General features: G+C 75.8%; 23 protein-coding genes and 1 tRNA gene. 14 read left to right on the top strand and 10 right to left on the bottom strand.

The window, feature by feature from the left end:
- Positions 1-42: 42 nt before the first annotated feature.
- Complete coding sequence (locus tag HK417_RS09180; RefSeq protein WP_222265590.1) at positions 43-1,071, top strand: LLM class flavin-dependent oxidoreductase; 1,029 nt, start codon at positions 43-45, stop codon at positions 1,069-1,071.
- Between the two features lie 74 nt (positions 1,072-1,145).
- On the opposite strand, the gene HK417_RS09175 is transcribed toward HK417_RS09180, so the two are convergent.
- From HK417_RS09175 to HK417_RS09165, 3 genes are all read right to left on the bottom strand, one after another.
- A complete protein-coding gene (locus HK417_RS09175) occupies positions 1,146-2,663 on the bottom strand; it encodes an acetyl-CoA carboxylase carboxyltransferase subunit alpha/beta (protein WP_222265588.1) in 1,518 nt (505 codons plus the stop codon).
- A complete protein-coding gene (locus tag HK417_RS09170; protein WP_222265586.1) occupies positions 2,660-3,898 on the bottom strand; it encodes a CaiB/BaiF CoA transferase family protein in 1,239 nt (412 codons plus the stop codon). Before HK417_RS09170 ends, HK417_RS09175 begins: the two co-directional genes overlap by 4 nt.
- Before the next feature lie 111 nt (positions 3,899-4,009).
- On the bottom strand, positions 4,010-4,600 hold the full coding sequence (locus HK417_RS09165; RefSeq protein ID WP_222265584.1) for a 5-formyltetrahydrofolate cyclo-ligase: 591 nt from the start codon (positions 4,598-4,600) through the stop codon (positions 4,010-4,012).
- 26 nt (positions 4,601-4,626) lie between these two features.
- On the opposite strand from HK417_RS09165, the gene HK417_RS09160 reads away from it, so the two are divergent.
- The 5 genes from HK417_RS09160 to HK417_RS09140 all read left to right on the top strand — a co-directional run bounded on the left by HK417_RS09160 (position 4,627) and on the right by HK417_RS09140 (position 8,904).
- Entirely contained in the window at positions 4,627-5,565 is a 939-nt protein-coding gene (locus HK417_RS09160) for a UTP--glucose-1-phosphate uridylyltransferase (RefSeq protein WP_222265582.1), read from the top strand.
- Between the two features lie 106 nt (positions 5,566-5,671).
- Entirely contained in the window at positions 5,672-7,156 is a 1,485-nt protein-coding gene (glp, locus tag HK417_RS09155) for a molybdotransferase-like divisome protein Glp (RefSeq protein ID WP_222265580.1), read from the top strand.
- Positions 7,157-7,208: 52 nt separating this feature from the next.
- Positions 7,209-7,775 carry a GNAT family N-acetyltransferase gene (locus tag HK417_RS09150; protein WP_222265578.1) on the top strand — a complete coding sequence of 189 codons (567 nt, stop codon included), beginning with the start codon at positions 7,209-7,211 and terminating at the stop codon, positions 7,773-7,775.
- A 232-nt stretch (positions 7,776-8,007) separates the two neighbouring features.
- A complete protein-coding gene (gene sepX, locus HK417_RS09145; protein WP_222265576.1) occupies positions 8,008-8,760 on the top strand; it encodes a divisome protein SepX/GlpR in 753 nt (250 codons plus the stop codon).
- 67 nt (positions 8,761-8,827) lie between these two features.
- A tRNA-Ala gene (locus tag HK417_RS09140) sits at positions 8,828-8,904 on the top strand.
- A 61-nt stretch (positions 8,905-8,965) separates the two neighbouring features.
- Here HK417_RS09140 and HK417_RS09135 read toward each other — a convergent pair.
- From HK417_RS09135 to HK417_RS09120, 4 genes are all read right to left on the bottom strand, one after another.
- Positions 8,966-10,252, bottom strand: coding sequence for a hypothetical protein (locus HK417_RS09135; RefSeq protein ID WP_222265574.1), 1,287 nt, complete (start codon positions 10,250-10,252; stop codon positions 8,966-8,968).
- 167 nt (positions 10,253-10,419) lie between these two features.
- On the bottom strand, positions 10,420-12,081 hold the full coding sequence (locus HK417_RS09130) for a glycoside hydrolase family 13 protein (protein ID WP_222265572.1): 1,662 nt from the start codon (positions 12,079-12,081) through the stop codon (positions 10,420-10,422).
- Positions 12,082-12,131: 50 nt separating this feature from the next.
- Positions 12,132-13,199: a LacI family DNA-binding transcriptional regulator gene (locus HK417_RS09125; protein WP_222265570.1), complete on the bottom strand. Its 1,068-nt coding sequence runs from the start codon at positions 13,197-13,199 to the stop codon at positions 12,132-12,134.
- 84 nt (positions 13,200-13,283) lie between these two features.
- A complete protein-coding gene (locus HK417_RS09120; protein ID WP_222265569.1) occupies positions 13,284-14,069 on the bottom strand; it encodes an enoyl-CoA hydratase/isomerase family protein in 786 nt (261 codons plus the stop codon).
- 278 nt (positions 14,070-14,347) lie between these two features.
- Here HK417_RS09120 and HK417_RS09115 point away from each other — a divergent pair, with 278 nt between their 5' ends.
- The 7 genes from HK417_RS09115 to HK417_RS09085 all read left to right on the top strand — a co-directional run bounded on the left by HK417_RS09115 (position 14,348) and on the right by HK417_RS09085 (position 21,205).
- On the top strand, positions 14,348-15,775 hold the full coding sequence (locus HK417_RS09115) for a glycosyltransferase (protein ID WP_222265567.1): 1,428 nt from the start codon (positions 14,348-14,350) through the stop codon (positions 15,773-15,775).
- Complete coding sequence (locus tag HK417_RS09110; RefSeq protein WP_222265565.1) at positions 15,772-16,887, top strand: archaeosortase/exosortase family protein; 1,116 nt, start codon at positions 15,772-15,774, stop codon at positions 16,885-16,887. Before HK417_RS09115 ends, HK417_RS09110 begins: the two co-directional genes overlap by 4 nt.
- Complete coding sequence (locus HK417_RS09105) at positions 16,884-17,945, top strand: ATP-grasp domain-containing protein (protein WP_222265563.1); 1,062 nt, start codon at positions 16,884-16,886, stop codon at positions 17,943-17,945. The genes HK417_RS09110 and HK417_RS09105 overlap by 4 nt, the downstream gene beginning before the upstream one ends.
- Positions 17,942-19,090, top strand: coding sequence for a non-hydrolyzing UDP-N-acetylglucosamine 2-epimerase (wecB, locus tag HK417_RS09100; RefSeq protein ID WP_222265561.1), 1,149 nt, complete (start codon positions 17,942-17,944; stop codon positions 19,088-19,090). Before HK417_RS09105 ends, wecB begins: the two co-directional genes overlap by 4 nt.
- Positions 19,087-19,809: an HAD family hydrolase gene (locus tag HK417_RS09095; RefSeq protein WP_222265559.1), complete on the top strand. Its 723-nt coding sequence runs from the start codon at positions 19,087-19,089 to the stop codon at positions 19,807-19,809. Before wecB ends, HK417_RS09095 begins: the two co-directional genes overlap by 4 nt.
- A gap of 114 nt (positions 19,810-19,923) precedes the next feature.
- On the top strand, positions 19,924-20,511 hold the full coding sequence (locus tag HK417_RS09090) for a hypothetical protein (protein ID WP_222265557.1): 588 nt from the start codon (positions 19,924-19,926) through the stop codon (positions 20,509-20,511).
- A complete protein-coding gene (locus HK417_RS09085; protein ID WP_261326197.1) occupies positions 20,504-21,205 on the top strand; it encodes a PIG-L deacetylase family protein in 702 nt (233 codons plus the stop codon). The genes HK417_RS09090 and HK417_RS09085 overlap by 8 nt, the downstream gene beginning before the upstream one ends.
- Positions 21,206-21,209: 4 nt before the next feature.
- Here the strand turns inward: HK417_RS09085 and HK417_RS09080 are convergent, their stop codons facing one another.
- Positions 21,210-22,733, bottom strand: coding sequence for a dolichyl-phosphate-mannose--protein mannosyltransferase (locus HK417_RS09080; protein ID WP_222265555.1), 1,524 nt, complete (start codon positions 22,731-22,733; stop codon positions 21,210-21,212).
- Between the two features lie 104 nt (positions 22,734-22,837).
- Between HK417_RS09080 and rsmI the strand changes: the two genes are divergently transcribed.
- A complete protein-coding gene (rsmI, locus tag HK417_RS09075) occupies positions 22,838-23,671 on the top strand; it encodes a 16S rRNA (cytidine(1402)-2'-O)-methyltransferase (protein WP_222265552.1) in 834 nt (277 codons plus the stop codon).
- Between the two features lie 53 nt (positions 23,672-23,724).
- Here the strand turns inward: rsmI and HK417_RS09070 are convergent, their stop codons facing one another.
- Together HK417_RS09070 and corA are read right to left on the bottom strand one after the other, a co-directional pair.
- Positions 23,725-24,606 carry an endonuclease domain-containing protein gene (locus tag HK417_RS09070; protein WP_222265550.1) on the bottom strand — a complete coding sequence of 294 codons (882 nt, stop codon included), beginning with the start codon at positions 24,604-24,606 and terminating at the stop codon, positions 23,725-23,727.
- Positions 24,607-24,727: 121 nt separating this feature from the next.
- Positions 24,728-25,864 (bottom strand): magnesium/cobalt transporter CorA, encoded by a 1,137-nt coding sequence (gene corA / locus HK417_RS09065; protein WP_308123471.1) that lies wholly within the window; start codon positions 25,862-25,864, stop codon positions 24,728-24,730.
- Between the last annotated feature and the right edge of the window lie 16 nt (positions 25,865-25,880).

Below are 25,880 nucleotides of genomic sequence, written 5' to 3'. Positions count from 1 at the left end.
CCCGGGGGAAGGCACCGCCCTGCCGCCGCGTTGCCCGGTTCGATGTCCGAGTCCACCGCACCGCTGCCCCTGTCCGTCCTCGAGCTGGCCACCGTCGGCACGGGCCAGAGCACGGCGGAGGCGCTGTCGCACACCGTCGCGGTCGCGCGGGCCGCCGAGCGGCTGGGTTACCGCCGGATCTGGGTCGCCGAGCACCACAACATGCCGGCCGTGGCGAGCACCAGCCCGCCGGTGCTGATCGCCCACCTGGCCGCGGTCACCGAGCGGATCAGCGTCGGCTCCGGGGGCGTCATGCTGCCCAACCACGCGCCGCTGGTGGTCGCCGAGCAGTTCACGCTGCTGGAGGCGCTGCACCCGAGCCGCATCGACCTGGGCATCGGGCGCGCCCCGGGCACCGACCAGCACACCGCCCTCGCGCTGCGCCGCGACCCCGCGTTGCTCTCCGCCGAGCAGTTCCCGCAGGACCTCCTGGACCTGCTCGGGCTCTTCGGTGACGAGCGGGTCGAGGGTGGCCTCAGCGAGCGGTTCACCGCCACCCCGGCGCCGGTGGGCGCGCCGTCGGTGGTCCTGCTCGGCTCCAGCGGCTACTCCGCCCAGCTGGCCGGGCAGCTCGGGCTCCCGTTCACCTTCGCCCACCACTTCGGCAGCCCCAACACCGTGGCCGCCGTCGAGCTCTACCGGGAGTCGTTCGAACCCTCGCCGGTCCTCCAGCGCCCGTACACCATCGTCACGGCCAACGCCCTGGCCGCCGAGACGGAGGACGACGCGCGCCGGCTCGCGCTGCCCGGGCAGCTCATGCGGCTGGCGATCCGCACCAACCGGCTGCGCCCGGTGCCCAGCCCGGAGGAGGCCCAGGTCGACCCCGAGCGGGCGGCCGCCGAGGCGATGCCGAGCAACGCGCTCATCGGCGACCCCGGCTCCGTGGTCGCCCGGCTGCGCCGGCTCGCCGCCGACACCGGCGCGGACGAGCTGATGGTCACCGCGTCCACGCACGGGGTCGCCGAGCGGCTGCGCAGCCTGGAGCTGGTCGCCGCCGCCTGGGGCCTGCCGGCCGCCGAGCGAGCCGCCTGACGAGGGACCCACCCCGCGCAGGCTCGGGGCGCGCCCTGGACGGGGCCGCGCGAGCGGTGGGGGCAGCGGGGTCTCTAGCGGCCCAGGTGCCGCCAGCGGCGGGAGCGGCTGCGCATCCGCTCCCGCTCGTCCCGCCCCAGGAGACCGGCCAGCTCCTCGGCGAGCACCCGGCCCACCCGGAGGCAGAACTCCACCGGCTCGTCGGCGGCGTCGGGCCGCTCGGGCACCACCCGGTCGACGATGCCGTCCCGCCACAGGTCGGTGGCCCGCACCCCCTGCGAGGCAGCCATCTCGTCGGCCCGGTCCACGGTGCGGTGGACGATCGCCGACGCGCCCTCCGGCGGCAGCGGGCCGAGCCACCCGTTCGCCGCGGCGAGCACCCGGTCCGCCGGCACCAGCGCCAGCGCCCCGCCGCCGGTGCCCTGCCCGAGCAGCACCGCGAGCGTCGGGGCCTCCAGCACCACCAGGTCGGCCAGGCAGCGGGCGATCTCCCCGGCCAGCCCGCCCTGCTCGGCGGCCACCGACAGCGCGGCGCCCGGGGTGTCGATCAGCGTGACCAGCGGCAGCCGGAGCTCCGCGGCCAGTCGCATGCCCCGGCGGGCCTCGCGCAGCGCGCCCGGCCCCAGCGGCGCCGACAGCGACTGCCCGCGGCGGTCCTGGCCCAGCACGACGCACGGCGCTCCGCCGAAGCGGGCCAGCGCCAGCAGCAGCCCCGGGTCCCGCTCGCCGGCGCCGGTGCCGGAGAGCGTGACGATGTCGGTCGCCGCGGTGCGCAGCAGCTGCCGCACTCCCGGCCGGTCGGGACGGCGGGAGGCGGTGACGACGTCCCAGGCGCTGCGGCCGTCCTCGGGGTCGTCCTGGTCCGTGCCGTCGCCCTCGACCGGACCCTCGACGTGCAGCCCGCGGTGCCAGGTCTCCCGGGCGGCGAGCACGCTCAGCACCCGGTCGGCGACGTCGGCGAGCTCCTCGTGCGGGACGACGCCGTCGATGAGCCCGTGCTCGGCCAGGTTCTCCGCGGTCTGCACGCCCTCCGGGAACGGCTCCCCGTACAGCGCCTCGTACACCCGGGGACCCAGGAAGCCCACCGCGGCCCCCGGCTCGGCGATGGTCACGTGCCCGAGCGAGCCCCAGGACGCCAGCACCCCGCCGAACGTGGGGTTACGCAGGTACACGAGGTAGGGCAGCCCCGCCTCCTTGTGCCGGGCGATCGCCTGGGTGATGCCGATCATCTGGAGGAAGGCGACGGTGCCCTCCTGCATCCGCGTGCCGCCGGACACCGGGGCGGCCAGCAGCGGCAGTCCCTCGGCGGTGGCCCGCTCGATCGCGCCCATCAGCCGCTCGGCGGTCGCGATGCCGATCGACCCGGCGAGGAAGCCGAACTCGCCGGCCACCACCGCCACCCGCCGTCCGCGCAGCGTGCCCTCGCCGGTGGCGACGGCCTCGTCCTGCCCGGACCTCTCCGCGGCCCGGGCCAGCTCGCGGCCGTAGTCGTCCTCGGCGTCCCGGGCCGGGACGGGGGTGTCCCAGGACTGCCACGACCCGGGGTCGAGGACCAGGTCGCGCAGCGCGCGGGCGTCCAGGCGGCGACTCACGTGGCGTGCCCGTCCTCCACGTCGGCGTCGTCGTCCGCCGGCTGCGGCACGCCGTCGGAGCCGGCCAGCCAGGCCCGGATCGCCTCGCCGTCGGCGCCGAGCACCGGCGGCGGCCGGTGGTCCCGCCGGGTGGTCTCGGACTCCCCGTCCGGGCCGGCGGCGAAGAACCGCAACGGCGGCCCGGGCAGGGTCAGCGTCCCGGCCGTGGGGTGCTCGACCGAGATCTTCAGCCCCTGCGACTCGACCTGGTCCCAGGAGTAGACCTCGTCGAGGGTGCGCACCTTGCCCGCCGGGACTCCGGCCTTCGACAGCCGGGCGAGCAGCTCCTCGGCCGGGATGTCGGCGAAGGTCCGCTCCAGCAGCTCGATGACCTCACCGCGCCGGGCGACCCGCTCGCCGTTGGTGGCCATGCCCGGCGCGTCCGGGTCGAGCCCGAACTCGGTGCACAGCCGCTGCCACAGCCCCTCGCTGCCGCAGGACAGCTGCACGCTGCCGCCGGCGCAGTGGAACAGGCCGTAGGGGGAGATGGAAGGGTGGTGGTTGCCCTGCCCGCGCGGCACCATCCCGCCCACGGTGTGCGCCGTCCCCTGGTAGGCGTGCACGCCGACGACGGCGGACAGCAGCGACGTGCGCACCACCTGCCCGCGGCCGGTGCGCTCGCGCTCGAGCAGCGCGGCCAGCACGCCGTAGGCGCCGTACATGCCGGCCAGCAGGTCGCTGATCGGGACGCCGACCTTCTGCGGGTCGTCGGGACCGGAGCCGGTCATGGACATCAGCCCGGCCTCGCCCTGGGCGATCTGGTCGTAGCCGGCCCGCCCGCCCTCGGGGCCGTCGTGGCCGAAGCCGCTGATCGCCAGGGTGACCAGCCGGGGGTTGAGGTCGGCCAGCACGTCGGTGCCGAAGCCGAGCTTGGCCAGGGTGCCGGGCCGGAAGTTCTCCAGCAGCACGTCGGCGCGGCGCACCAGGTCCGTGAGCACCGCCTTGTCCGCCTGGTCCTTGAGGTCGAGGGCGATCGACTCCTTGTTCCGGTTCGCGGAGAAGAAGTAGGTCGACTCGCGCCCGCCGCCGGGGGTGTCGACGAAGGGCGGGCCCCACCCGCGGCTGTCGTCCCCGCCGGCCGGGGTCTCCACCTTGATCACCCGGGCGCCGAGGTCGCCGAGCATCATCCCGGCGTGCGGGCCGGCGAGGGCCCGGGTCAGGTCGACGACGAGGACGCCGTCCAGTGGTCCGCTCACGATGCCTCTTTCCTCAAGGTGGGTCGGGTGCAGCCAAGCGGCAGTCTGCCAGTGACCTGCGGCACGCCCGGCGGGCCTGGTCCGCAGCCGGGGGGCGACCGCCCCGCCGGGTCAGGCCGGGCCGAGCTCCTGCCACCCGGCCGACGGCGTGACGACCGCGGAGACCCGGCGGTCGTGCTCGCCGGCCGGCACCGCGTCGAGCAGCTCCCCGTCGAAGAGGACGGCGACCAGGACGGCGTCCGGCCGGGCCCAGGCCAGCGCGCGGTCGTAGTAGCCGCCGCCGCGGCCCAGCCGGGTGCCGTCCCGGCCGACCGCGAGCGCCGGGACGACGACGACGTCGGCCCGGCCGAGCGCCACCGCGGGCTGCGGGGGAGCGGTCGGCTCCAGCAGCCCGAACCGGCCCGGCGCGAACCCGCCGTCGTGCTCGGCCCAGGAGAGCTCGCGGCCCCGGGGTGGCACCACGGGCAGCAGCAGCCGGTCCACGCGGTCGGCCAGCGCCTCGACCAGGTGGCCGTGGCCGGGTTCCTCCGCCGTCGGCACGTACGCGGCGACCACTCCGGCCCCGGCGAGCCGGTCGGCCAGCGCCGCGGCCAGCGCCCGGGCCGCCGTTTCCCGGTCCGCCGGCGGGCGGGCGGCCCGTTGCGCCAGCAGGAGTGTGCGCAGCGTCGCCTTCTCGCTCACCACTCGGGGGGAGTCCGGCACCAGAGCAGGCTAGCTAGGCTCCCCGCATGCCCAGCCCGACTCCTCCGCGCCCGACCACGAAGGCGGTCATCCCCGTCGCCGGGATGGGCACCCGCTTCCTGCCCGCCACCAAGGCCGTGCCGAAGGAGCTGCTGCCGGTCGTCGACCGGCCCGCCCTCCAGTACATCGTCGAGGAGGCGGCCCGCGCGGGTCTCGGCGAGGTGCTCATGGTGACCGGCCGGAACAAGGGCACCATCGAGGACTTCTTCGACCGGACCCCGGAGCTGGAGACCGCGCTCGAGGCCAAGGGCGACCAGGCCCGGCTGGCGTCGGTGCACGAGTCCACCGACGTGGCGCAGGTCTTCTTCGTCCGGCAGGGCGAGGCCAGGGGGCTGGGGCACGCGGTGCTGCAGGCCGCGGCGTTCGTCGGCGACGAGGCCTTCGCCGTCCTGCTCGGTGACGACCTCATCGACGCCCGCGATCACCTGCTCGAGCAGATGCTGGCGGTGCAGGCCGAGCACGGCGGGGCGGTGATCGCCCTGCTCGACGTCGGCGCGGAGAACATCTCCAAGTACGGCGCGGTCGCCGTCGAGGACGCCACCGTCTCCGGTGAGGCCACCGGCGACGACGTCTTCCGGGTCACCGGCCTGGTGGAGAAGCCGCCGGCCGACGAGGCGCCCAGCTCGCTGGCGATCATCGGCCGGTACGTGCTGCCGCCGGAGGTCTTCGAGGCGATCCGGCAGACCCCGCCCGGCCGCGGTGGGGAGATCCAGCTGACCGACGCGCTGCTCCGGCTCGTGGAGGACGGCGTGCCGGTGCACGGCGTGGTCTTCTCCGGCCGCCGCTACGACACCGGCGACAAGCTGGACTACCTCAAGGCCGTCGTCCGGCTGGCCGTCGAGCGCGAGGACCTCGGCCCGGCGTTCGCCCCGTGGCTGCGGGAGTTCGCCGCCGACCTCGACGGCAAGGGCGCGTCGCCGGCCTGACCCGACGTCGGACAGGGCACCATCGGGACAGGTCCGTCGAGCGGCGGCTCCGGCCGGTTCCCGGTCGCGGAGGAGGACCGGTGACGGTGTCACGACGGTGGTGGGGATGAGCGACGACAACACAGGCGGGTGGTTCCCCGGCGGGAGCCGGGAGACGACCCAGCTGGACCTGACCTCGGGGCAGCCGGTGCCACCGCCGCGCGACACCGGGATCTCCGGCCCGGCACCGCAGGTCGCGCACGACACCGTGCAGGTCGACCGCTCGGTCTTCAACTCCGAGCGGGTGCCCTCACCGGCGATCGCGACCGGTGACCGCACGCCCGACCCGCACGCCGACACCGGGTCGGTCGACGTCTCCGGGGTGCGGCTGCGCACCGTCGAGCACCACCTCGACGCGATCCTGAGCGCGGTCCCGCAGCCCGAGCCGATCGAGCTGGCGGTGCTCGACGCGCAGGGCCTGCTCTGCGCTGAGCTGGTCACCAGCCAGCGCTCCCTGCCCGCCTTCGACCAGGCCGGGCTGGACGGGTACGCCGTCCGCGCCGAGGACGTCGCCACCGCCACGGTCGAGCAGCCCACCGACCTCGCGGTCGTCGGGGACGTGGAGGCCGGCCGGGCCGAGCGCCTGTCGATCACGCCGGGCACCGCGGTACGCGTCGCCGTCGGCGCGATGCTGCCGACCGGCGCGGACGTCGTCGTGCCGGCTGCCTGGACCGACCAGGGCGCTGCCCGGGTGCAGGTGTACGCCGCGCTGGCCGCCGGCAGCTACGTGCGCCGGGTCGGGGACGACGTCGCCCACGGCGACACCGCGGTGCAGATCGGCACTCCCATCGGCCCGGCCCAGATCAGTCTGCTGGCGGCGGTGGGCCGCGAGCGGGTGGCGGTGCGTCCCCGGCCGCGGCTCTCCGTGCTCTGCGCAGGGGAGGAGCTGGTCGACATCGACACCGCGCCCGCCCCCGGGCAGGTCGTCGACGTGAACAGCTACGCGCTGGCCGCCGCCGCCCGGGACGCCGGGGCCGAGGCGTACCGGGCCGGCATCCTGCCCAACGACCGGCGCCGGATGGTGGAGCTGATCGAGGGCCAGACGCTGCGCAGCGACGTCGTGCTGATCGCCGGCACGTTCGCCACCGGCGGGCCGGACGTGCTGCAGGAGGCGCTGGCCGAGCTCGGTGGACTGGCGTTCACCCAGGTGGCCATGCACCCCGGACCCGTGCACGCCTTCGGGAAGCTCGGTCCGAACGACGTCCCGGTCATCTGCGTGCCCGGCGAGCCGGTCGCGGCGCTGGTGGCCTTCGAGGTGTTCGTCCGGCCGGCGATCCGGCTCATGCTGGGCAAGCGGCAGCTGTTCCGCCGCACGGTGCAGGCGGTCTCGGCGCAGCGGCTGCTCTCCCCGCTGGGCTACCGCCAGTACCTGCACGGCCAGGTCCTGCGCCACCCCGACGGGGGTTACGTGGTCGAGCCGATCGGCGACGGCGACCAGGCCGTGCTCGCCCGGATGGCACGCGCCAACTGCCTCATCGTGGTGGACGAGGACGTCACCGAGGTCGCCGCGGGCGGCCTGGTGACCGTCATGCCCATGCTCCTCGGGGGCTGACACGGACCCCGTACCGCACCCCGGCTGGCCGGCCCGGCTCGCCTGGGGTCCGGTGGAGCTGCACCCGCTGCGCCGCGCCGACGCCCGGGAGTGGGTCCGGCTGCGGCTGGAGAACGAGGCCTGGCTGAGGCCGTGGGAACCCTCCGCCCCGGTGGCGTGGGCCGACCGGCACACGCCGACCACCTACCGCGCCATGCGCCGCGCCGCGGGCGGGCGGGCCCGGATCGGGGTGTCGCTGCCGTTCGCGGTCCACTACGAGGGCCGGCTGGCCGGCCAGGTCACCGTGGACAACATCGTCCGGGGCGCGATGAGGTCGGGGCACCTGGGTTACTGGATAGACCGCGCCGTCGCCGGTCGCGGGGTCGCGTCGCTGGCGGTGGCCCTGGCCTGCGACCACGCCTTCGGGCCGGCCGGGTTGCACCGGCTGCAGGCCGACATCCGGCCGGAGAACCGGTCCAGCCGCCGCCTGGTGGAGCGGCTCGGCTTCCGCCCGGAGGGGCTGTTCCGCGACTACCTGGACATCGACGGCGCCTGGCGGGACCACGTGGCCTACGCACTGCTGGCCGATGACCTGCCCGACAGCGTGCTGGCCCGGTGGCGGAACCGCGCACCCCGCTGAGAGACCGCTTGTCGACTCCTCGTCATTGCGTGATGACGATCCGTTACATTCCGTGTCCCCATCCCGGATGTCGACACGCCGGTGCAGCTCGATCTCTGCGCCGACACACCGGAAGACGTCCCGGTCATCGGCGGACCCCGCCCTTACGGTGAGTCCCGAGTTGCTCGTGTGACTCGTGTGGCCCCAGGGATGGGGTCGTTCCGCAGGGCCAGGGATGGATCGGGGTGTTGGGATGGGATCGGGCGTGCTCCTTGCCGCTCTCGTCGTGTTGTGGTTCGTCGTCCTGGTGCCCATGGTGGTCACCCGCGGTGACTCCCACGGCGCAGCGAGAGCGGCCGACTCCGGGCGGACCCTGCAGCGACGGCGTCCGGTGGACCCCGTGCTGCACGCCGCGACCGACCGGGTCAGCATCGACCGCGACGCGCTGCGCGGCACCGGTGAACTGCAGGTCGACGTCCACGCCGTGCGCCGCCGCACCCTGGCCGGGCTGGCCGCTCTCGCGCTGCTCGCGCTGGTCGGCGCGCTGACCTACAGCGCCTGGCTGTGGGCTCCTCAGGTGCTGCTCGACCTGGCCGTGGTCGCGTACCTCATGGTCACCCGTGCCGCCGCGCAGCGGGAGCGCCGTGCTGCCGCCCGTCGCGCCGCCCGGGTCGCCCAGCGCGCCCCGCGTCCGGCCCAGCGCGCGGTCCAGCGTCCGGCGGCCTCCCCGGCGCAGCAGCGTCCGGCGGCCCGTCCGGCCGCTCCGGCGGCGCGGTCGGCTCCGGACTCGGTCGCCCCCGCCGAGGAGGCGGAGGCGCCCGGCGCGCAGCCGCACCGGAGCGTGCCGCTCGCGCCGGTGCGTCCGCTGCGCCCCGGCCGCGTGGTCGCGGCCCGCACCCCGGCGCCGGCCGGATGGCAGCACAGCGCCGTCGTCGGGCTGGACGACGAGGACATCGGGTTCGCCGACATCGACTACTACCAGCCGCGACGCGTGGCCCACGGCTGAGCGGCACGCCGGCCCTGCCCCCCTGGCAGGGGCGGCGCGGTCGGGCGGTAGTCTGGTGCCGCACCACGGGGCTGTGGCGCAGACCGGTAGCGCACCTCGTTCGCATCGAGGGGGTCAGGGGTTCAAATCCCCTCAGCTCCACCAGCACTCAGGCCGGGCCCGTACGGGCCCGGCCTGAGTCGTTCCGGGGCCCGTCGGCTCAGACTCAGCCGGTCAGGAAGACCTTGCTGAAGGCATCGGCCAGGAGCCACAGCCCGCCCACCAGGGCGAGTCCGCTGACGATGAGACGAGGAGCCCGCTCGGGCGACGCGGAGAACAGCCCGGGCGTCTTGAGCCGGCCGGTCGTCCCGCCCGGGGGGTCCGGGATCTCCGCACCCACGGAGGCCCCGGTGCTCAGGTCGTACTCGGTGCGCCAGCCCTGATGGGCGCTGCCCGCCTCCCGCAGGGCGTCACCCGTCGGCCTCAGCAGCAGCCAGGAGACCGTGACGCCGCCGATCAACCAGAGCCGGCCGCTCGGGCCGAAGAGGCTCCGGCGGCTGACCACGTCGGTCCCGCTGCTGTCCAGGGACAGGTGGACGACGTGCGTGCCGGCGACCCCGCGGACGGCGGCCTGGACCGCCGCCGCGGCGAGCGGCGCGAGGCCGTCCTCCGGCGCGGTCATGAGACCGGCCAGAGCCGCCGCCCAGGACATTCGGAGGTCCGTCGTCTCCCGGTCGCGCTCCCGGGCGTGCTCGAGCTGCGGGTCCGGATCGTCGGCCGGACGGGCCGCCAGCAGGGTCCGCAGCCGCGCCTGCGCCCGGGCCAGGTCGGCGTCCGCCGCCAGGACGCGATCGAGGGCCTCGTGCACCGGGCCCCGCGCCGGCACGAGGTGGAAGCCCTCGACGAGCACCTCCAGGTCGGACTGCTCGGCCAGCCGGGCCGCGACCGCCGCGGTCAGGACGCTGCTCGAGGTCTCCGTGCTCGCGCTCGTGACGGTGTGGCCCGACCACAGCAGGCCGACGAGGTCCGCAGCGGACGCCGCGTGCGCGGCCACTCCCTCCGTCAAGGGGACGGCGACCGTGTCGCCCAGCTCCCTCCGTCGCTCACGGTCGGCGGGTCCTCCGGTCGCCGGTGGCCGCCCGGCCGGCAGGAGGGCGTCGATCACGGTCGCCAGGACGTCCTCCTGTCGGGCCAGCGTGACCCGGTGCCGGGCGAGGTCGGCCAGGACGTGGCCGTACGGCCAGTCGCGCTGGGCGAGGGCCCGGTCCTCGACGAGCAGCACCCGGCGGGATCCGCCGGTCGATCCCCGGACGGCCGTCGCGATGGCGTCGGCAACCGTCCCGGCCACCGACAGGAGCGCCAGGCGCGCGGTCCAGGAGGCGAGGTGGCCGGGGCCGCCGCTCGCGTCCAGGGTGCCCTCGAGCGGCCTGCTCGAGGTCTGGGGCACGCCGGCGCGCGCGGCCGCCAGGGCGGCGGAGCGGGCCTCGGCCGGATCACTCGGCGACGCGGTCATGCAGACCCCCCGACGACGGAGCCCGCAGGCTAGTGACGCGGTCGGGGGCGGTCGCACCCGCTGCTCCGGGTGACGCCGCCGTCCGGCCCGTCGTCACCCAGGTGTCCGGACCCAGTGGTCTCCGGGGTCGGCCGGCGGCCGGGGTGGTCCCGGCCGCCGGCGTCGCCTCAGTCGCTGGTGCGGCGCAGCCAGACGGTGGTGTCCGGCGGCAGGGTGCCCTCGCCCAGCGGCCCGCTGGCGAGCACGACCTCGCCCGCCGGCAGCGCCACGTCGGCGTCGGCGAGGTTGGTGACGCTCTCCCAGCCGGTGGAGCGGCGCAGGTGCAGCAGGTGGGTCAGGGCGGGGGGGCCGGCGTCGACCCACTGCAGCGACTCGTCCCCGCCGAGCTCGCGCCGCAACCGCAGCGCGGCCCGGTAGAGCTCCAGCGTGGACCCCGCGACGCCGTCCTGCGCCTCCGCCGACAGCTCGCCGAACCCGGCCGGCTGCGGCAGCCACGGGTGCTCGCCGCCGAAGCCGAACGAGGCCCCCGTCCGGGTCCAGGGCAGCGGCACGCGGCAGCCGTCCCGGCCCTTCTCCACCTGACCGGTGCGGGCCCAGATCGGGTCCTGCAGGACCTCCGGGGCCAGGTCCGCGACCTCCGGCAGGCCCAGCTCCTCGCCCTGGTAGACGTAGGCCGAGCCGGGCAGCGCGAGCATCAGCAGGGTCGCCGCCCGCGCGCGGCGGAGGCCCGCCTCGTCGTCCGGCTCGGGGGCGGTGCCCCCGCTGAGCAGCCAGGCGTTCAGGTCGGTGCCGGCCGGCAGCGCGTACCGCGACCGGTGCCGCACGACGTCGTGGTTGGACAGCACCCAGGTCGCCGATGCGCCGGCGGCAGCCGCCGCGGACAGCGCGCCGTCGATCTCGACCCGGAACTGCGCCGCCGACCAGGGGGAGACCAGGAACTCGAAGTTGAAGGCCTGCCCCAGCTCGTCCGGTCGCGCGTACAGCACCCGGCGGCTGGTGGTCACCCAGGCCTCCGCGACCGCGGACCGCGGCGGGTCGTAGGAGTCGAGGACCTTGCGCCACTCGCGGAAGATCTCGTGCACCTCGTCGCGGTCGAACAGCGGGTGCGAGCCGTCCAGCGGCAGCTCGGTCAGCGCATCGGGGTGGGTGCCGCCGTAGTTGCGCAGCGGCTCGCTGAGGTCCTTGGCCAGCGCGTGCGCGACGTCGACCCGGAACCCGTCGACGCCCCGGTCGGACCAGAAGCGCAGCGTGTGCAGGAAGTCCTCCCGCACCTCCTGGTTGGCCCAGTTGAGGTCGGGCTGCTCCCGGGCGAACAGGTGCAGGTACCACTGCCCGTCGGGCACCTGGGTCCAGGCCGGGCCGCCGAAGTGCGACATCCAGTCCGACGGCGGCCGGCTGCCGTCCGGGCCGGAGCCGTCCCGGAAGACGTAGCGGTCGCGCGCCGGTGAGCCGGGCGGGGAGGCCAGCGCCTCCTGGAACCACGCGTGCCGGTCGGAGGTGTGGTTCGGCACGATGTCGACGATGACCTTGATGCCGCGGCGGTGGGCCTCGGCGACCAGCTCGTCGAACTGCCCGAGGGTGCCCAGGCGGGGGTCGACGTCGCGGTAGTCGTCGACGTCGTAGCCGCCATCGGCCAGCGCCGAGGGGTAGAAGGGGCTCAGCCAGACGGCGTCCACGCCCAGCCGCTGGAGGTAGGGGAGTCGCTCGGTGACGCCAGCGATGTCGCCGAGGCCGTCGCCGTCCAGGTCGCGGAAGCTGCGCGGGTAGACCTGGTAGACGACCGCCTGGCGCCACCAGTCGGCGGACCGGTCGGGGGTGGTGGGGGGCACGGGGCTCCTTCGTGGGGTGGTGCGGGGACGGGTTCGGGAGAACAGGGGGACTAGGCCGACCGCGCCGGTGGGGTCGTCGTCCCCCGGACCACCAGCTCGGCCGGCAGCACGACCTGCGGGACCGGTCCCGGGCGGCCGGCCCGGGACTGCTCGATGGCGCTCTGCAGGGCGGCCGCGGCGGCGCGGCCCTTGGCGTCGACGTCCTGCCGGACCGTGGTGAGCGCCGGCTGCAGCCGGCGGGCCAGGGGGCTGTCGTCGAAGCCGACCACCGACAGGTCGGTGGGGATCCGGATCCCGAGCTGCCCGGCGGTGCGCACCAGGTCGGCGGCCATCGCGTCGGAGAAGCACAGCACCGCCGTCGGCGGGTCCTCGACGTCGAGCAGCAGGCGGGCGGCGGGGGAGGCGTCCTCGTAGGCGCGGGACTGGCCCGCCACGGTCATCCGCACGCCGGCCGGCCGGAGGACGTCGAGCCAGCCGCGCAGGCGCTCCCGGGCCACGTGGCCGGTCACCGCGTCCTTCGCCCGCGCCGGGGTCAGCAGCCGCGGGCCGTCGTCCACCCCGACCGTCAGGACGCCGACGGACCGGTGCCCGAGGTCGAGCAGGTGCTGCGCGGCGCGGCGGGCGCCCTGCCGGTCGTCGACGTGGACCACCGCCGCGTCCGCGGCCGCCGGCTGGTCGACCAGCACCAGCGGGATCCCGCGGCGGACGAGCCGGTCGACCGGCGGGGACCCCGGCTCGCAGGAGCAGACCAGGGCGCCGTCCATCGGGACGTCCCGGGCGGGTGCGGCGTCCCCCGCCCCGCTCGGCGGCAGCAGGGTCAGCGCCAGTCCGGTGGGGGCCAGGGCGTCGGCGACGGCGCCGAGGAACGCGGTCAGCACCTCGTCGGTGAAGGCGTGCCGCAGCGACTCGGGGAGGAGGACGCCGACCGCGCCGGTGGTCCCGCGGGCCAGCATCCGCGCGGTCGGGTCGGGGCCGGTGTAGCCGAGCTCCTCGGCCGCCGCGAGGATCGTCGCCCGCAGCGAGGCGGAGAGCTGGTCGGGCCGGGAGAACGCGTTGGACGCCGTCGCGCGGCTCACCCCCACCCGGTCGGCGATGGTCTGCAGGGTCGCTCGGCCCATGGTGCGGAGCACCCCCTCGACGATGGCTTCTGTACCGGTTGAGAACTCACCTCCACTGTACCGGTTGAGAAGCGCCGTCGCGCGCTACGTGGCGAGGCGGAAGTCCGGTCGGCGCTTCTCGGCTGAGGCGCGCACGCCCTCCCGGCCCTCCGAGTCCGCGGCGGACTCCTCGATCAGCCGGGCCTCCTCGTCCAGCTGCTCCTCCAGGGTGCGGATCGCCGCCCGGCGGACCAGCCCGCGGGTGCGCACCATCGCCCGGATCGGCCCGGCGGCGACCTCGTGGGCCAGGGCCACCGCCGCGTCGGTCAGCCGCTCGTCGTCCACCAGCCGCGCGACCAGGCCGGCCTGGTGCGCGTCGGCGGCGGTGAGCGAGCCGTCGGTGAGCAGCAGCTCCAGTGCCCGCGGCGCGCCCAGCGCGCGGGTCAACGCCCAGGAGGTGCCGCCGTCGGGGGACAGGCCCAGGCTGCCGTAGGCGGGCCGCAGCCTGGTCTTCCGGCCGCAGACGACGATGTCGCAGGCGCCCAGGAGCCCGATCCCCGCGCCCGCCACCTCCCCGTGCACGCCGGCGACCACCGGCACCGGCGTGTAGAGCAGTGTCCGGACCACCTCGTGCCAGCGCTGCGCCAGCTGCCCGATCAGCTGCGGCAGCTCGTCGGAGGCGGCCAGCGCGGTCACGTTGCCGCCGACGCAGAAGCGCGGGCCGGTCCCGAGCAGCAGCAGCGCGCGGGCCTCTCCCGGGCGGCCGGCCAGTGCCGCCAGCAGCTGCTCGGTCATCGGCAGGTCCAAGGCGTTGCCGGTGGCGGCGGAGTCGAGCGTGATCCGCCAGACGTCCCCGTCGACCGCCGTCGTCACCAGGGCTGGGCTGGTCATCGTCGTCCTCCCGGGGCGAGTCGCGTGGCCCTCACGCTAGGGCCTCCCGAGCCGGACGGTGCCCTGCTCAGGGACGCGCGGCGGGCTGCCTCCGGGCCCGGGGCCGGTCAGTTCTGCGTCGGCCCGGGCGACAGGACCGGGACCGGCCAGACACGACCGCTCCGGACCGGCGCGGGGGACGACCTGGGCTTCAGTTCCCCGCCGCAGGTGCCGATGACCCGACCGGACGAGGTCTGGGCGGCGGACCTCGGGTTCTCTCGACGGCGGAAGGGGATGCGGTGGTCAGCGGAACCGCCGTGGTCGACGACGCGCAGCCCCGGAGCACGCACGCCGCACCACCGGAACAGCGGCGGCTCGTGCTCGTGGCCTACGCCGTCGGGTTCGCCCTGGTCGCGCTCTGCTTCGGCCTCGACCGCACGCTCGGCGTCGTCGCCGGTGTGCTCAACGTCGTCTTCGGCATCTACTTCTGCCGGCACCTCGCCTTCGCGGTGGCCGCCGCCCGCTGGGCCGAGCGCGACATGCTCGCCGCCGAGGTGGGGCTGACCACGTACACGCCGTCGGTCGCCGTCCTCGTCGGCTGCAAGAACGAGGAGCTCGTCGTCGACGGGATGGTGACCGCGCTGTTCGCGCTAGACTACCCGGCCGACCGGCTCACCCTCGTCGTCGTCGACGACGGCTCGGACGACAGCACCGGCGCCCGGCTGGACGCCTGGGCCGCGCGCGACCCGCGCCTGCGGGTGCTGCACCGCCCACTCGGCTCCGGTGGCGGCAAGTCCGGCGCGCTGAACGACGCCCTGAGCCTGGTCGACGCCGACATCGCCGTCGTCTTCGACGCCGACCACGAGCCGGAGCCGGCTGCGTTGCGCCGCCTGGTCCGGCACTTCCGCGATCCGGTCGTCGGCGCGGTGATGGGCCGCTGCGTCATCCGCAACGGCCGGGACTCCCAGCTGGCCGGCACGGTCTTCGTCGACTTCCTCTCCGGCTACCTGGTCAACGAGTACGGCCGGCAGGCCCTGTTCGAGCTGCCCGCGTACGGCGGGGCGAACTGCGCGGTGCGCATGTCGACGCTGCGCGCCCTGGGCGGGTGGAACCCGCACACGGTCACCGAGGACACCGACCTCACCCTCCGGGTCCTGATGGCCGGCCAGCGTGTCCGCTACGACCTCTCCGCCGTCGACTTCGAGGAGGCGGTGGTCAGCGCCCGGCGCTTCTGGACGCAGCGCTACCGGTGGGCCCGCGGCCACCAAAAGTGCTTCCGGGACTACTGGCGCCCGCTCATGCGGTCGCCGTACCTGTCCCTCGTGGAGAAGATCGAGACGACGCTCTTCCTCCTCGTCTACCACGTGCCGCTGCTCGCCGGGATCGGCCTGCTGCTCACCGTGCTGCGCGCGTTCGACATCGGCGAGCTGCCGATCGTCGGGCTGCTGCCGCTGTCGATGCTGCTGTTCATCGGGCCGCTGGCCGAGCTCTCCGTGGGGCTGCTCATCGGCCGGGTGGAGCGGCGGGCCGCCTGGCGGCTGATCGGCTTCCTCCCGGCGTTCGCGCTCTCCATCTGGATCACCACCCGGGCCTACCTGGACGGCATGCTCGGGCGCCCCTACAGCTGGGTGAAGACCTCCCGGTCGGGGGCGACCTCCACGGTCAAGGTGGACGCGCCCGCGCCCCTGGCCGTGTCCGCCGCGACGACGAGAGGCCGTGCGTCATGACCAGCGCAGCCGTGGACCCGGCGGCACAGGGTCGCCACCGCGACCACCGGAACCGGCTGAGCGCACGGCGTCTGGTGCCGGTGCTGCTCGACCTGGTGCTGGCCGGGCTGATCTGCGCGGTCGGTTTCCGGTACGGCGCCGGCTTCCTGCAGGTCCTGGAGGCCCGATGGGTGGCCGGCGTGCTCAACCTGGTCGGCGTGGAGTCGGTGTCGGACGGCCTGGCGCGGCACGTTCTCGTCTTCCGTCCGGACGGCGAGATCATCCTGGCCGAGGTCACCGAGTCCTGCTCGTCGATCCTCTCCGTGCTCGGGCTGACCGCGCTGACCGTCACCGTCCTGCGGGGCCGGCGCCACCACGCGATCGCCGGGCTGGTCGTCGCCGTCGCCGCGCTGCTGGCGCTGAACAACCTCCGGCTGGCCGGCTCCACCCTCGCCGGGCTGTTCTGGGGCACCCCCGCGCTGGTCCTGTTCCACGACTGGGTGGGGACGGTGTGGAACCTGGCCGCCACCCTCGGCGGCTTCCTGCTCATGGTGTGCATCACCCTGCCCACCGCGGAGCGCGCCGAGCAGGACGTCGCCGGCCGGCACACCGCCCAGCGGCCGGACAGCTGGGCCCGCCCGGGACTGGGCTACCGGCTGCCGGAGGGCCGGACGCCGGACATCTCCCGGCGGTGGAACCTCACCGGGATCATGTACCGCCACGTGCTGCCCCGGCGGGTCGCGCGGTGGCTGGCCGCGCGCCGGGAGGCCGGGCGCATCGACTACCGGATCGGTCACCTGCCCTCCGCGGAGCGGGCCGACCGGGTCCGGGCGCTGGCCGGCGACGGACTGGGGGCGCACGCCGCCTCCCTCGTGGCGGTCGCGACCTACGACGACGACCCCCTCGTCCTCGACGTCCTGGCCGAGGCGATCGCCGCGCGGCAGTGGGAGCCGGTGACCGGGCCCGACGTCTCGGCCCTGCGGCTGTGGGCCCGCGGATGGCTGCTGCAGCACCCCGGACCCGCGGCCACCTGGCCCGCCGACGACACGCTGCCCTTCCTGGCGGCCCGCCCCGCCGTCGGGGTGCCCGCCGCCACGACCCTCCTCCCTCCGACGACCCGGGACGACCGATGACCTCCGCCCTGCCCCAGCCCCGCCCGGCCACGGGTCTCCCGCCGACGGGAGACCCGGCCGGCCGCGTTGCCGCCGTGCTCGTGACCGGGGCCGGCGGACCGGCGGGCGTCGCGGTGATCCGGCGCCTGGTCGCCCTCGGCCACCGCGTGGTCGCCGCCGACGCCGACCCCGCAGCCGCCGGGGGAGCCCTGGCGGACGTCGCCGTGACCGTGCCCCGCGGGGACCACCCGCGCTTCGTCGACGCCCTGGTCGGCGTCGCCACCACGTGGGGGGCCGACGCCCTGGTCGGCACCGTCGCGGAGGAGCTGCCGCGGCTGACCGCCGGTGCCGACCGGCTGGCCGCGGCCGGGGTGGCCACCTGGCTGCCCGCACCGGCCGCCGCGGACCTGTGCTGCGACAAGGCGGCCTTCGCCGCGCGGATGGTGGCCGCCGGGGTGCCGCACCCGGCGACCGCGGCGTGCGCCGAGGAGGTCGCCGCCGTCCCCGGCCCGTGGATCGTCAAGCCCCAGGCCGGCCGGGGCAGCCGCGGCGTGCGGCTGCTCGACCACCGGGCGGACGTCGCCACCGCGCTCCGCGAGGACGCCGACCTCATCGCCCAGACCCGCATCCCGGGCCGGGAGTTCACCGCCGACGCCCTCGTCGGCCGCGACGGCCGGCTGCGGACCGCCGTGCCGCGGTGGCGCGAGGAGATCAAGGCCGGGATCTCGGTGAAGGGCCGCACGTTCGAGTCCCCGGCGGTGGTGCACGTCGTCGCCGGTGCGCTGGCCGCGGTCGGGCTCACCGGGCCGGCGAACGTGCAGGGCTTCGTCGCCGACGACGGCGAGGTGACCGTCGTCGAGATCAACCCCCGATTCTCCGGGGGGCTGCCGCTGACGCTCGCCGCCGGCGCCGACCTCGTCAGCGCGTACCTCGCCGGCGTGCGCGAGCCGGACGCCCCGCTACCGGACCTGTCGTTCCGGCCCGGCGTCTCGATGAGCCGCTACTTCGCCGAGACGTACGCCAGCGAGGACGGCAGCCCGGTCGTCGACCCTTGCGCGCCGGTGGTGGTGACCGCGTGAGCCGGAACCGGCACGTGCTCGTGCCCTTCGGCACCCGGCCGGAGGTCGTCAAGCTCGCCCCCGTCGTCGCCGCCCTGCGCGGCGCCGGCCACCGGGTGAGCGTGGTGGACACCGGCCAGCACACCGACCCCGCGCTCAGCTCGCGACTGCAGGCGGCCCTGGGCCTGGCCCCCGACCACCGCTTCCGGCTGCCGGCCGACCCGGCCGAGCGGACCGGGGCGCTGCACGCCGATGCGCACCGGGCGGTCGCCCGGTTCGTGCCAGACGTGGTGCTGGCCCTCGGGGACACCAACACCGTGCCGGCCTACGCGCTCGCCGCGCGCGCCGCGGGCCGGCCCTTCGCGCACCTCGAGGCGGGGCTGCGCAGCCTCAACCCGCGCAGCGTGGAGGAGGTGAACCGGCGGGTCGCCGCGGCGGCCGCCCAGGTGCACCTCGCGCCCACCCGGCGGGCCGCGGCCTTCCTGGCCGCGGAGGGCGTCCCCGCGGAGCGGGTGTTCGTCGTCGGCAACCCGGCCATCGACACCCTCGTCGCGCGCGGCGTCCGGCGCGTGCCGCTGGCCGAGCGCGCCGGCGTCCTGGTCACCGCCCACCGGCCCACGAACGTGGACGACCCGGTGCGGCTGGGCCGCCTGGTCCGCGTGGTGCGGGCGCTCGCCGACGAGGTCGGGCCGGTGACCTTCCCGGTGCACCCGCGCACGGCCGCCCGGCTCGCCGCGGCCGGTCTCACCGGGGCGCTCGACCACCCGGGCATCACCCGCACCGGGCCGGTCGACCACGACGAGCTGCTCACGGCGCTGGCGTCGGCCCGCCTGGCGGTGACGGACTCGGGCGGCATCCAGGAGGAGGCCGCGTACCTCGGCGTCCCGGTCGTGGTGCTGCGCGGCTCGACCCCGCGCTGGGAGGGGGTCGAGGCGGGGACGACGACCCTCGCCGGCCTGACCGACGACCGCGCTGCCGCCGCCGTGCTGAGCGCGGCCGCCGCGCACACCAGCGCGGAGGGACAGCGGCGGGCCGTCACGGTCCCGTGCCCGTACGGCGACGGCACGACCGGCGCGCAGGTGGCCGCCGTCCTGGCCGACGAGCGGACCGACGCGCTGCTGGCCCTCGAGGAGCCCGACTTCACCGACGGCCGGCTGCCGTGGTGACCGGCTGGACCGGACCGCCGCCGCTGGGGGTCGTGGTCGACCTCGACGACACGCTCTACCCGCAGGCCGACTACCTGGCCTCCGCCGCCACCGCGGTCGGAGCCGAGGCGCAGCGCGCCGGGCTGGACGGTGCCGCCGTCACCGCCGCCCTGCGCCAGGAGCTCGCCGCCGGCTCGGACACCGGCGGCACGATCGACCGCGCCCTGCTCGCCGTCGGCGTGCCGGCCGCGGACCTGCCCGGGTACGTCCCGGCGCTGGTGGCGGCGTTCACCGCGCACACCCCGGCCCGGCTGACGCCCTACCCCGGAGCCGAGGACGCGCTGCGCGCGCTCGCCGCCGCCGCGCCGCTGGCGTGCCTCACCGACGGCCACCCGCGCATCCAGGCGGCGAAGCTGGCGGCGACCGGCCTGGAGCCGCTGCTCCCGGTGGTCGTCGTCTCCGACGCGGTCGGCGGGCGGCCGGCCCGCAAGCCGCACCCCGCGGGGCTCCTCGCGGTCGCGGCACGGCTCGGCCTGCCCCCCGACCGGCTGCTGGTGATCGGCGACCGGCCCGGCAAGGACGTCGCCGTCGCCGCGGCGGTGGGGGCCCGCGCGATCCGCGTCCGGCAGGGCGAGTACGCGTCCGCCCCCGACGAGCCGCCCGCCTGGGCGGTCACCGACTCCTTCCCCGCGGCCGCCGCGCTCGCCCTGGGTGTGCTGGGCGCGGTCCCCGCCCGGTAGCCGACGAGTCCCCCGATCGGGGGGCTCCCGGACCGGGGCCTCGAGCCGCCCGCCCGACGTGCCGATGGGTCCAGGTCGGGCGGGTCCACCGCCCCGGAGCCGAGGACGCATGTGATGGACGGCCCGAGAAGGTCATCGAGGCAGCGGCGTGGACGCGCCCGCCTGGCCCGTGCCGCGCTGGTCGCGGTCCTCGCCCTCGTGGGGCTGCTCGCCGTCCCGGGCACGGCTTCGGCCGCCCCGGGGGACGGGACGATCACGCCCGTCCTCGACTGCCTCCGGCAGAACCCCGACGGGACGTACACGGCCGTCCTCGGCTACACCAACTCCGCGCGGAGCACCGAGCCGATCCCCGTCGGCACCTGGAACACCATCTCGCCCGCGAAGTACAACGGCGGCCAGCCGACCAGCTTCGTGTCGGGTACCAGGCACGGCGCCTTCTCCGTGACGCTGACGAAGTCCGAGTACATGGGCGGTCCCTCCTGGTACCTCGACGGGAAGTTCGTGTTCTTCGGCTGGGCCTGGACCAACGGCGTGACGACCTGCCCGCCGTCGACCGAGCTGCCCGAGGAGGGCAACGGGACGGGGCCGGCGATCGCCGTGGCCGTCGCCGGGCTGGTCGGCGCGTTCGCCGTCCACCGGGCCCGCCGGCGGGCGCTGGCGGGGGTCGGCGCGCCGGTCCGGGACGGTGGCGACGATGCGTAGGGTCCTCGCGGTGGGGGCGCACCCCGACGACGTCGAGCTGGGCTGCGGCGCGACGCTGCTCGCCCACTCCGCCGCCGGTGACGCGGTGACGATGCTGGTGATGACCGGCGGCGAGAACGGGCCCGGGGACGACGCCGCGGTCGTCGGCCGGCGCGCCGAGCAGCAGGAGGCCGCCCGCACGCTGGGTGCCCGGCTGATGTGGGGCGGGCTGCGCGACTGCACGGTCACCCCGGACGCCGCCACGGTCGCGATCGTGGAGCGCGCGATCGAGGAGACCGACGCCGAGGTCGTGTACGTGCACGCCCCCGACGACAGCCACCAGGACCACCGCGCGGTCGCCGCGGCGACGCTGTCGGCCGCCCGCCGGCTCTCGCGGGTGCTGCACTACCAGAGCCCGTCGACGCTGACGTTCAGCCCCACGACGTTCGTCGACGTGACGGCCTTCCTGTCCGGCAAGCTCGCGGCGCTGCGGGCGCACGCCTCGCAGGTGGAGATGTCGGCGATGGTCGAGCCCGACGCCGTCGTCGCCTCGGCCCGGCACTGGGGAGCGCAGGCCCGGATCGGCTACGCGGAGGCGTTCGCGCCCACCCGCATGGTCATCGACCTGGCGCCCGCACCGCTGCCGCCGGTCGACGAGCTGTCGCACGCCTCCCGGCGGCCGCGCTCGGCACCCCTGTCGGTCGCGCTGTACTGACCGGTCAGAACCAGGACGGGAACCACATCCGCTGCAGCCACTCGGTGTGCGAGAGCGGCTGCCCGGTGAGCACCGGGTAGAAGAAGGCGAAGGTCATCGCGACGACGGCGAGGTAGAGGCAGACCGCGGCCAAACCCACCTGACGGCGGAACGCGCTCGCCTCCCGGGGACCGATGACGTCCTGCAGCAGCAGGGTCACCGCGAGCACGAAGAACGGCACCGCGGGGGCCATGTAGAAGAGGAACATCGTCCGGTCGAGGTTGACGAACCAGGTCAGCCAGCCGGCCGCGATGCCGGTGGCCGCGACCAGGGCGGCTGGGTCGTGCCGGGCGACGATCCGCCACAGCAGCCAGAGCATCGCGGGGACGAAGAGGAACCAGAGCGTCGGCGTCCCGACCATCAGGATGTACCGGACCACCTGGCCGCCGTCGGCGGCGGTGAGTCCCTGCGGGTTCCACAGCAGGATCGGCCGGCCGGTGACCAGCCACGACCACGGGCCGGACTCCCAGGGGTGCGGGCTGGACAGGCCGTTGTGGAAGCGCAGCCACTCACCGTGCATGTGCCACAGCGACCGGAGCGCGTCGGGCACCCACGGGACGGCGGTGTCCGGGTGCAGCGCGGCCCAGTGCCGGCCCTGCGCGTTCTCGCCGCGGAACCAGCCGGTGAAGGTGGCCAGGTAGGTGAGCACCGGGAGCACGGCCAGTGCCCACGTCGCGCCGGGCAGTCCCCGCCGCAGCGCCACCGCGGCCGGCCGGGCCACCCCGGCCTCCCGCCACGCCGACCGGTCCCACCACAGCGACAGCACGGCGCAGAGGGCGAGGAAGTAGACGCCGCTCCACTTGACCGCCCCGGCGCAGCCGAACAGCACGCCGGCCGCGAGGCGCCAGCCCCGGGGGCCGAGGTGGAAGCCGGTGGCGGTGACCCGGTCAGCGCCGTTCCGGATCCGCCGGCGCACCGCGTCCCGGTCGACCGCCAGGCAGGCGACCGCGCCGACCACGAAGACCTGCAGGAAGACGTCGAGCAGACCGATGCGGCCCAGGCTGAACGAGAAGCCGTCCAGCGCCAGCAGCAGGCCCGCGACCAGCCCGAGCAGGGTCGATCCGGTCAGCCGGCGGGCCAGCCGCACCAGGATGACGACGGCGATGGTGCCGGCGACCGCGCTCGGCACCCGCCAGCCGAAGGAGTTGTAGCCGAACAGCTGCTCCCCGGCCGCGATGAGGACCTTGCCCAGCGGCGGGTGGACGATGAACGTGTAGCCGCGGTTGTACTCGTAGCCGAGCTCGAGGATCTCGTGCGCCTCGGGCGGGTAGTAGGCCTCGTCGAAGACCCGGTCGGCCGGGTAGCCGAGGTCCCAGAGCCGGGTGACGAACGTGGCCACGCCCAGCACCGCGGTGAGCACCGCGGCCAGCAGGCGGTCGTGCGGCAGCGGTGGGACGACCTGCCGGCGGCGGCGCGGCAGCGGCGGGAACCGGCGGGGCCAGGGGTCCCCGGGAGCCTCGTCGAGCCGCTCCGGGGCCAGCACCGCCATGACGGCCAGGGTAGTGAACGGACCCGCCTGCCCCTCGGCACTCGCGAGCTCGCGCCTGGCCCCTGCAGGCGGGGTCACGGCAACCGGCGTGACAGGCTCGGCGCGTGCTCGGACGACTCGTGCTCGGCGGCGCTCCGCTCGGTCAGCCCGGCGACGTGGGCTCCCGGCTGCGGACGGCGATGGCCGAGGCCGACGTGCTCGCCGTCGAGGACACCCGGCGCCTGCACCGGCTGGCCCAGGACCTCGGGGTCACCTTCACCGGGCGGGTGGTGACCTTCCACGAGTCGGTGGAGAAGCAGCGGCTGCCCGGCCTGGTCACCGCGCTGACCGAGGGGGCCACCGTCCTGCTGCTCACCGACGCCGGCATGCCCTCGGTGTCCGACCCGGGGTACACGCTGGTGCGGGCCGCCATCGAGGCCGGCGTCGAGGTCACCTCGGTGCCCGGGCCCTCCGCCGTCGTCACCGCGCTGGCGGTGTCCGGCCTGCCCTGCGACCGCTTCTGCTTCGAGGGCTTCCTGCCGCGCAAGGGGCGGCGCACCGCGCTGGCGCCGCTGGCCGGGGAGCGCCGCACGATGGTGTTCTTCGAGTCGCCGCACCGGCTGGCCGACGCGCTCACCGACCTCGCCGCCGTCTTCGGCGACGACCGGGCCGCCGCCGTCTGCCGGGAGCTCACCAAGACCCACGAGGAGGTGCGCCGCGGCTCGCTCTCGGACCTCGCCGCGTGGGCCGCCGACGGCGTGCGCGGGGAGGTCACCCTGGTGGTGGCCGGCGCGACCCCCGCGCCGGTGACGCTCGGGCCGGCGGAGCTCGCCGCCGACGTGGCCGCGGAGGAGGCCGCCGGGGCCACCCGCAAGGACGCGATCCGCGCGGTGGTGGAGCGGACCGGGATGCCGCGCCGGGTGGTCTACGACGCCGTCGTCGCCGCCAAGTCCCCCTGAGGGCGCGCGCCGTTGTGCGCTGGTGGCTGCCTCATCCGGGCTCGAGGCGACCATCAGCGCACAACGGTGGTCAGCGCGCGGGCGATGCGGGCGATGAGCTGGTCCCGCCGGTGCAGGTCGGCCGCGGTCACGAAGACCACGCGCCAGCCTGCTGCGGTGAGCCGGTTGAGCCGTTGCCGGTCGAGGACGAACTGCCTGGGGTCGTTGTGCCACAGCCCGTCGTACTCGACGGCGACGCGGTGCTCCGGCCAGCCGAAGTCCACCTTCGCCACGAACCGCGAACCGGCCCGCACGCGGTACTGGGCCACGGGGGTCGGGAGGTCGCTGCGCCCGATGAGCAGCCGGAGTCGGGTCTCCTGCGGTGACTCTGCCTTGCCGTCGGCGAGTGCGCAGGCCTGGCGCGCCCGACGGCACCCGGGGCCGAGGGCGGCGTCCGCCAGCCGGCGCACGTCGGTCAGGTCCGCACCGCCCAGCACCACCAGCTGATCGACGGCGGCCACGGCATCGTCGAGGTCCCGTCCGCCCGCCAGTTCCACCGCCGTCGCCTCCGGGCTGGCGACCCACATGCCCGCATGCCGGAGGACGTGCCGTTCCTCCAGGTCGGCGCGGCGCATGCGGATCCCCGCGGTGCGCACCGGTGTGGCGCCGGGGAACGAGGAGAGCTCGACGTCGTCGTCCGGACCGGCCAGCGGCACCTCCCAGAGGACGGCGGCGCTGCGGCCGCTCACCACGGCGTGCGGGTACAGCAGCGCCGCCGCCTGGATCCTCAGCTCGTGGGTCGGCTCGAGGTCCTGGTGCGCGTACACGTCGCGGAAGAGCCGCCGCCACGGGCTGCTGCGCAGCTGCGCGCGGGTCAGCAGTCCGCGGGAGATCGCCGCGGTGCCGCGGAAGGGGCGTCGACGCAGCGGGTCGGGCACGACAGCCGGAACGGGCACCCGACCACGGTGACGGATCGGGCGGGAGCCGCGCCGGCGCCGTCCACAGCCCGCCGTCGTGCGCTCGGAGGTGCCTCAGCCGGGATGAGGCAGCCATCAGCGCACAACGGCGGCCCCCGCGCTAGATCCAGCCGCTGCGCTTGAAGCCGGAGTACAGCCCGGCGCAGATCGCCAGCATGAGCAGCAGGCACAGCGGATACCCGAAGCGCCAGGTCAGCTCCGGCATGTGCTCGAAGTTCATCCCGTAGATCCCGGCGATGAGGGTCGGGGTCGCGATCACGCCGGCCCAGGCCGAGATCTTCCGCATGTCCTCGTTCTGCGACACCGACGTCCGCGCCAGGGACGCCTGCAGGATGTTCGACAGCAGCTCGTCGAGCCCGGTCACCTGGTCGCGGGTGCGCAGTGCGTGGTCCTGCACGTCGCGGAAGTAGGAGCGCATCGCCTCGGGCACCAGGTCCAGCGGACGCTCGGCGAGCGTCGTCAGCGGCACCTCCAGCGGTCCCACCGCCCGGCGCAGCTGCATCAGCTCGCGCTTGAGCTGGTAGATCCGCCCGGTGTCGTCGGAGCGGGACGGGCTGAACACCGAGACCTCCAGCTCCTCGACGTCGTCCTCCACGGCCTCGGCCACCTCGACGAAGTCGTCGACGACGTGGTCGGCGATCGCGTACAGGACGGCGGCCGGCCCGTGGCACAGCAGCTCCGGCTGCTGCTCGAGCGCGCGCCGCAGCGCGGCCAGCTCACCGTGACTGCCGTGCCGGACGGTGATCAGGTGGTCCGGGCCGAGGAAGGTCATGATCTCCCCGGTCATGACCACCTCGCTGGTGGGCGTCAGCTCCTCGTGCTCCACGTAGCGGGCGGTCTTGAACACCATGAACAGCTGGTCGTCGTAGCGCTCCAGCTTCGGCCGCTGGTGGGCGTAGACGGCGTCCTCCACGGCGAGCGGGTGCAGGCCGTAGTGCGCGGCGATCGCGGTGAGCTCGTCCTCGGTCGGCTCGTGCAGCCCCAGCCAGACGAAGCCGCCGCGCTCACGGGCCACCTCCAGGGCACGGGCGGGATCGACGTCCTGCCGCTGGCCGCCCACGTACACGGCGCAGTCGACGACCGGGTCGTCGCTCTGCCGGGTCCGGAGCTCCTCCCGCGGCGCGCGCGCCGGCCGGGGCCGGAGCGTCGGCGCCAGCGCGGTGGGTGCAGCGGTCGTCGTGCTGGTCGTGCGCTCGGTGTCGGGCACCGGGACCTCCTCGTCGTGGCGGGCGGTCACCTGCCGGTGGCCCGGT

The sequence above is a fragment of the Modestobacter marinus genome (assembly GCF_019799945.1).
Classification (GTDB): domain Bacteria; phylum Actinomycetota; class Actinomycetes; order Mycobacteriales; family Geodermatophilaceae; genus Modestobacter; species Modestobacter marinus_B.
The sequence above is the reverse complement of the archived record's forward strand: the minus strand, read 5'-3'. Positions and strand labels throughout refer to the sequence as shown.

Excerpts from the sequence above, each read along its gene's own strand:
- HK417_RS09180 (WP_222265590.1), top strand. The coding sequence starts at position 43 with ATGTCCGAGTCCACCGCACCGCTGCCCCTGTCCGTCCTCGAGCTGGCC.
- HK417_RS09160 (WP_222265582.1), top strand. The coding sequence starts at position 4,627 with ATGCCCAGCCCGACTCCTCCGCGCCCGACCACGAAGGCGGTCATCCCC.
- glp (WP_222265580.1), top strand. The coding sequence starts at position 5,672 with ATGAGCGACGACAACACAGGCGGGTGGTTCCCCGGCGGGAGCCGGGAG.
- sepX (WP_222265576.1), top strand. The coding sequence starts at position 8,008 with ATGGGATCGGGCGTGCTCCTTGCCGCTCTCGTCGTGTTGTGGTTCGTC.
- HK417_RS09135 (WP_222265574.1), bottom strand. The coding sequence starts at position 10,252 with ATGACCGCGTCGCCGAGTGATCCGGCCGAGGCCCGCTCCGCCGCCCTG.
- HK417_RS09125 (WP_222265570.1), bottom strand. The coding sequence starts at position 13,199 with ATGGGCCGAGCGACCCTGCAGACCATCGCCGACCGGGTGGGGGTGAGC.
- HK417_RS09120 (WP_222265569.1), bottom strand. The coding sequence starts at position 14,069 with ATGACCAGCCCAGCCCTGGTGACGACGGCGGTCGACGGGGACGTCTGG.
- HK417_RS09110 (WP_222265565.1), top strand. The coding sequence starts at position 15,772 with ATGACCAGCGCAGCCGTGGACCCGGCGGCACAGGGTCGCCACCGCGAC.
- HK417_RS09105 (WP_222265563.1), top strand. The coding sequence starts at position 16,884 with ATGACCTCCGCCCTGCCCCAGCCCCGCCCGGCCACGGGTCTCCCGCCG.
- HK417_RS09090 (WP_222265557.1), top strand. The coding sequence starts at position 19,924 with ATGGACGGCCCGAGAAGGTCATCGAGGCAGCGGCGTGGACGCGCCCGC.
- HK417_RS09085 (WP_261326197.1), top strand. The coding sequence starts at position 20,504 with ATGCGTAGGGTCCTCGCGGTGGGGGCGCACCCCGACGACGTCGAGCTG.
- HK417_RS09080 (WP_222265555.1), bottom strand. The coding sequence starts at position 22,733 with ATGGCGGTGCTGGCCCCGGAGCGGCTCGACGAGGCTCCCGGGGACCCC.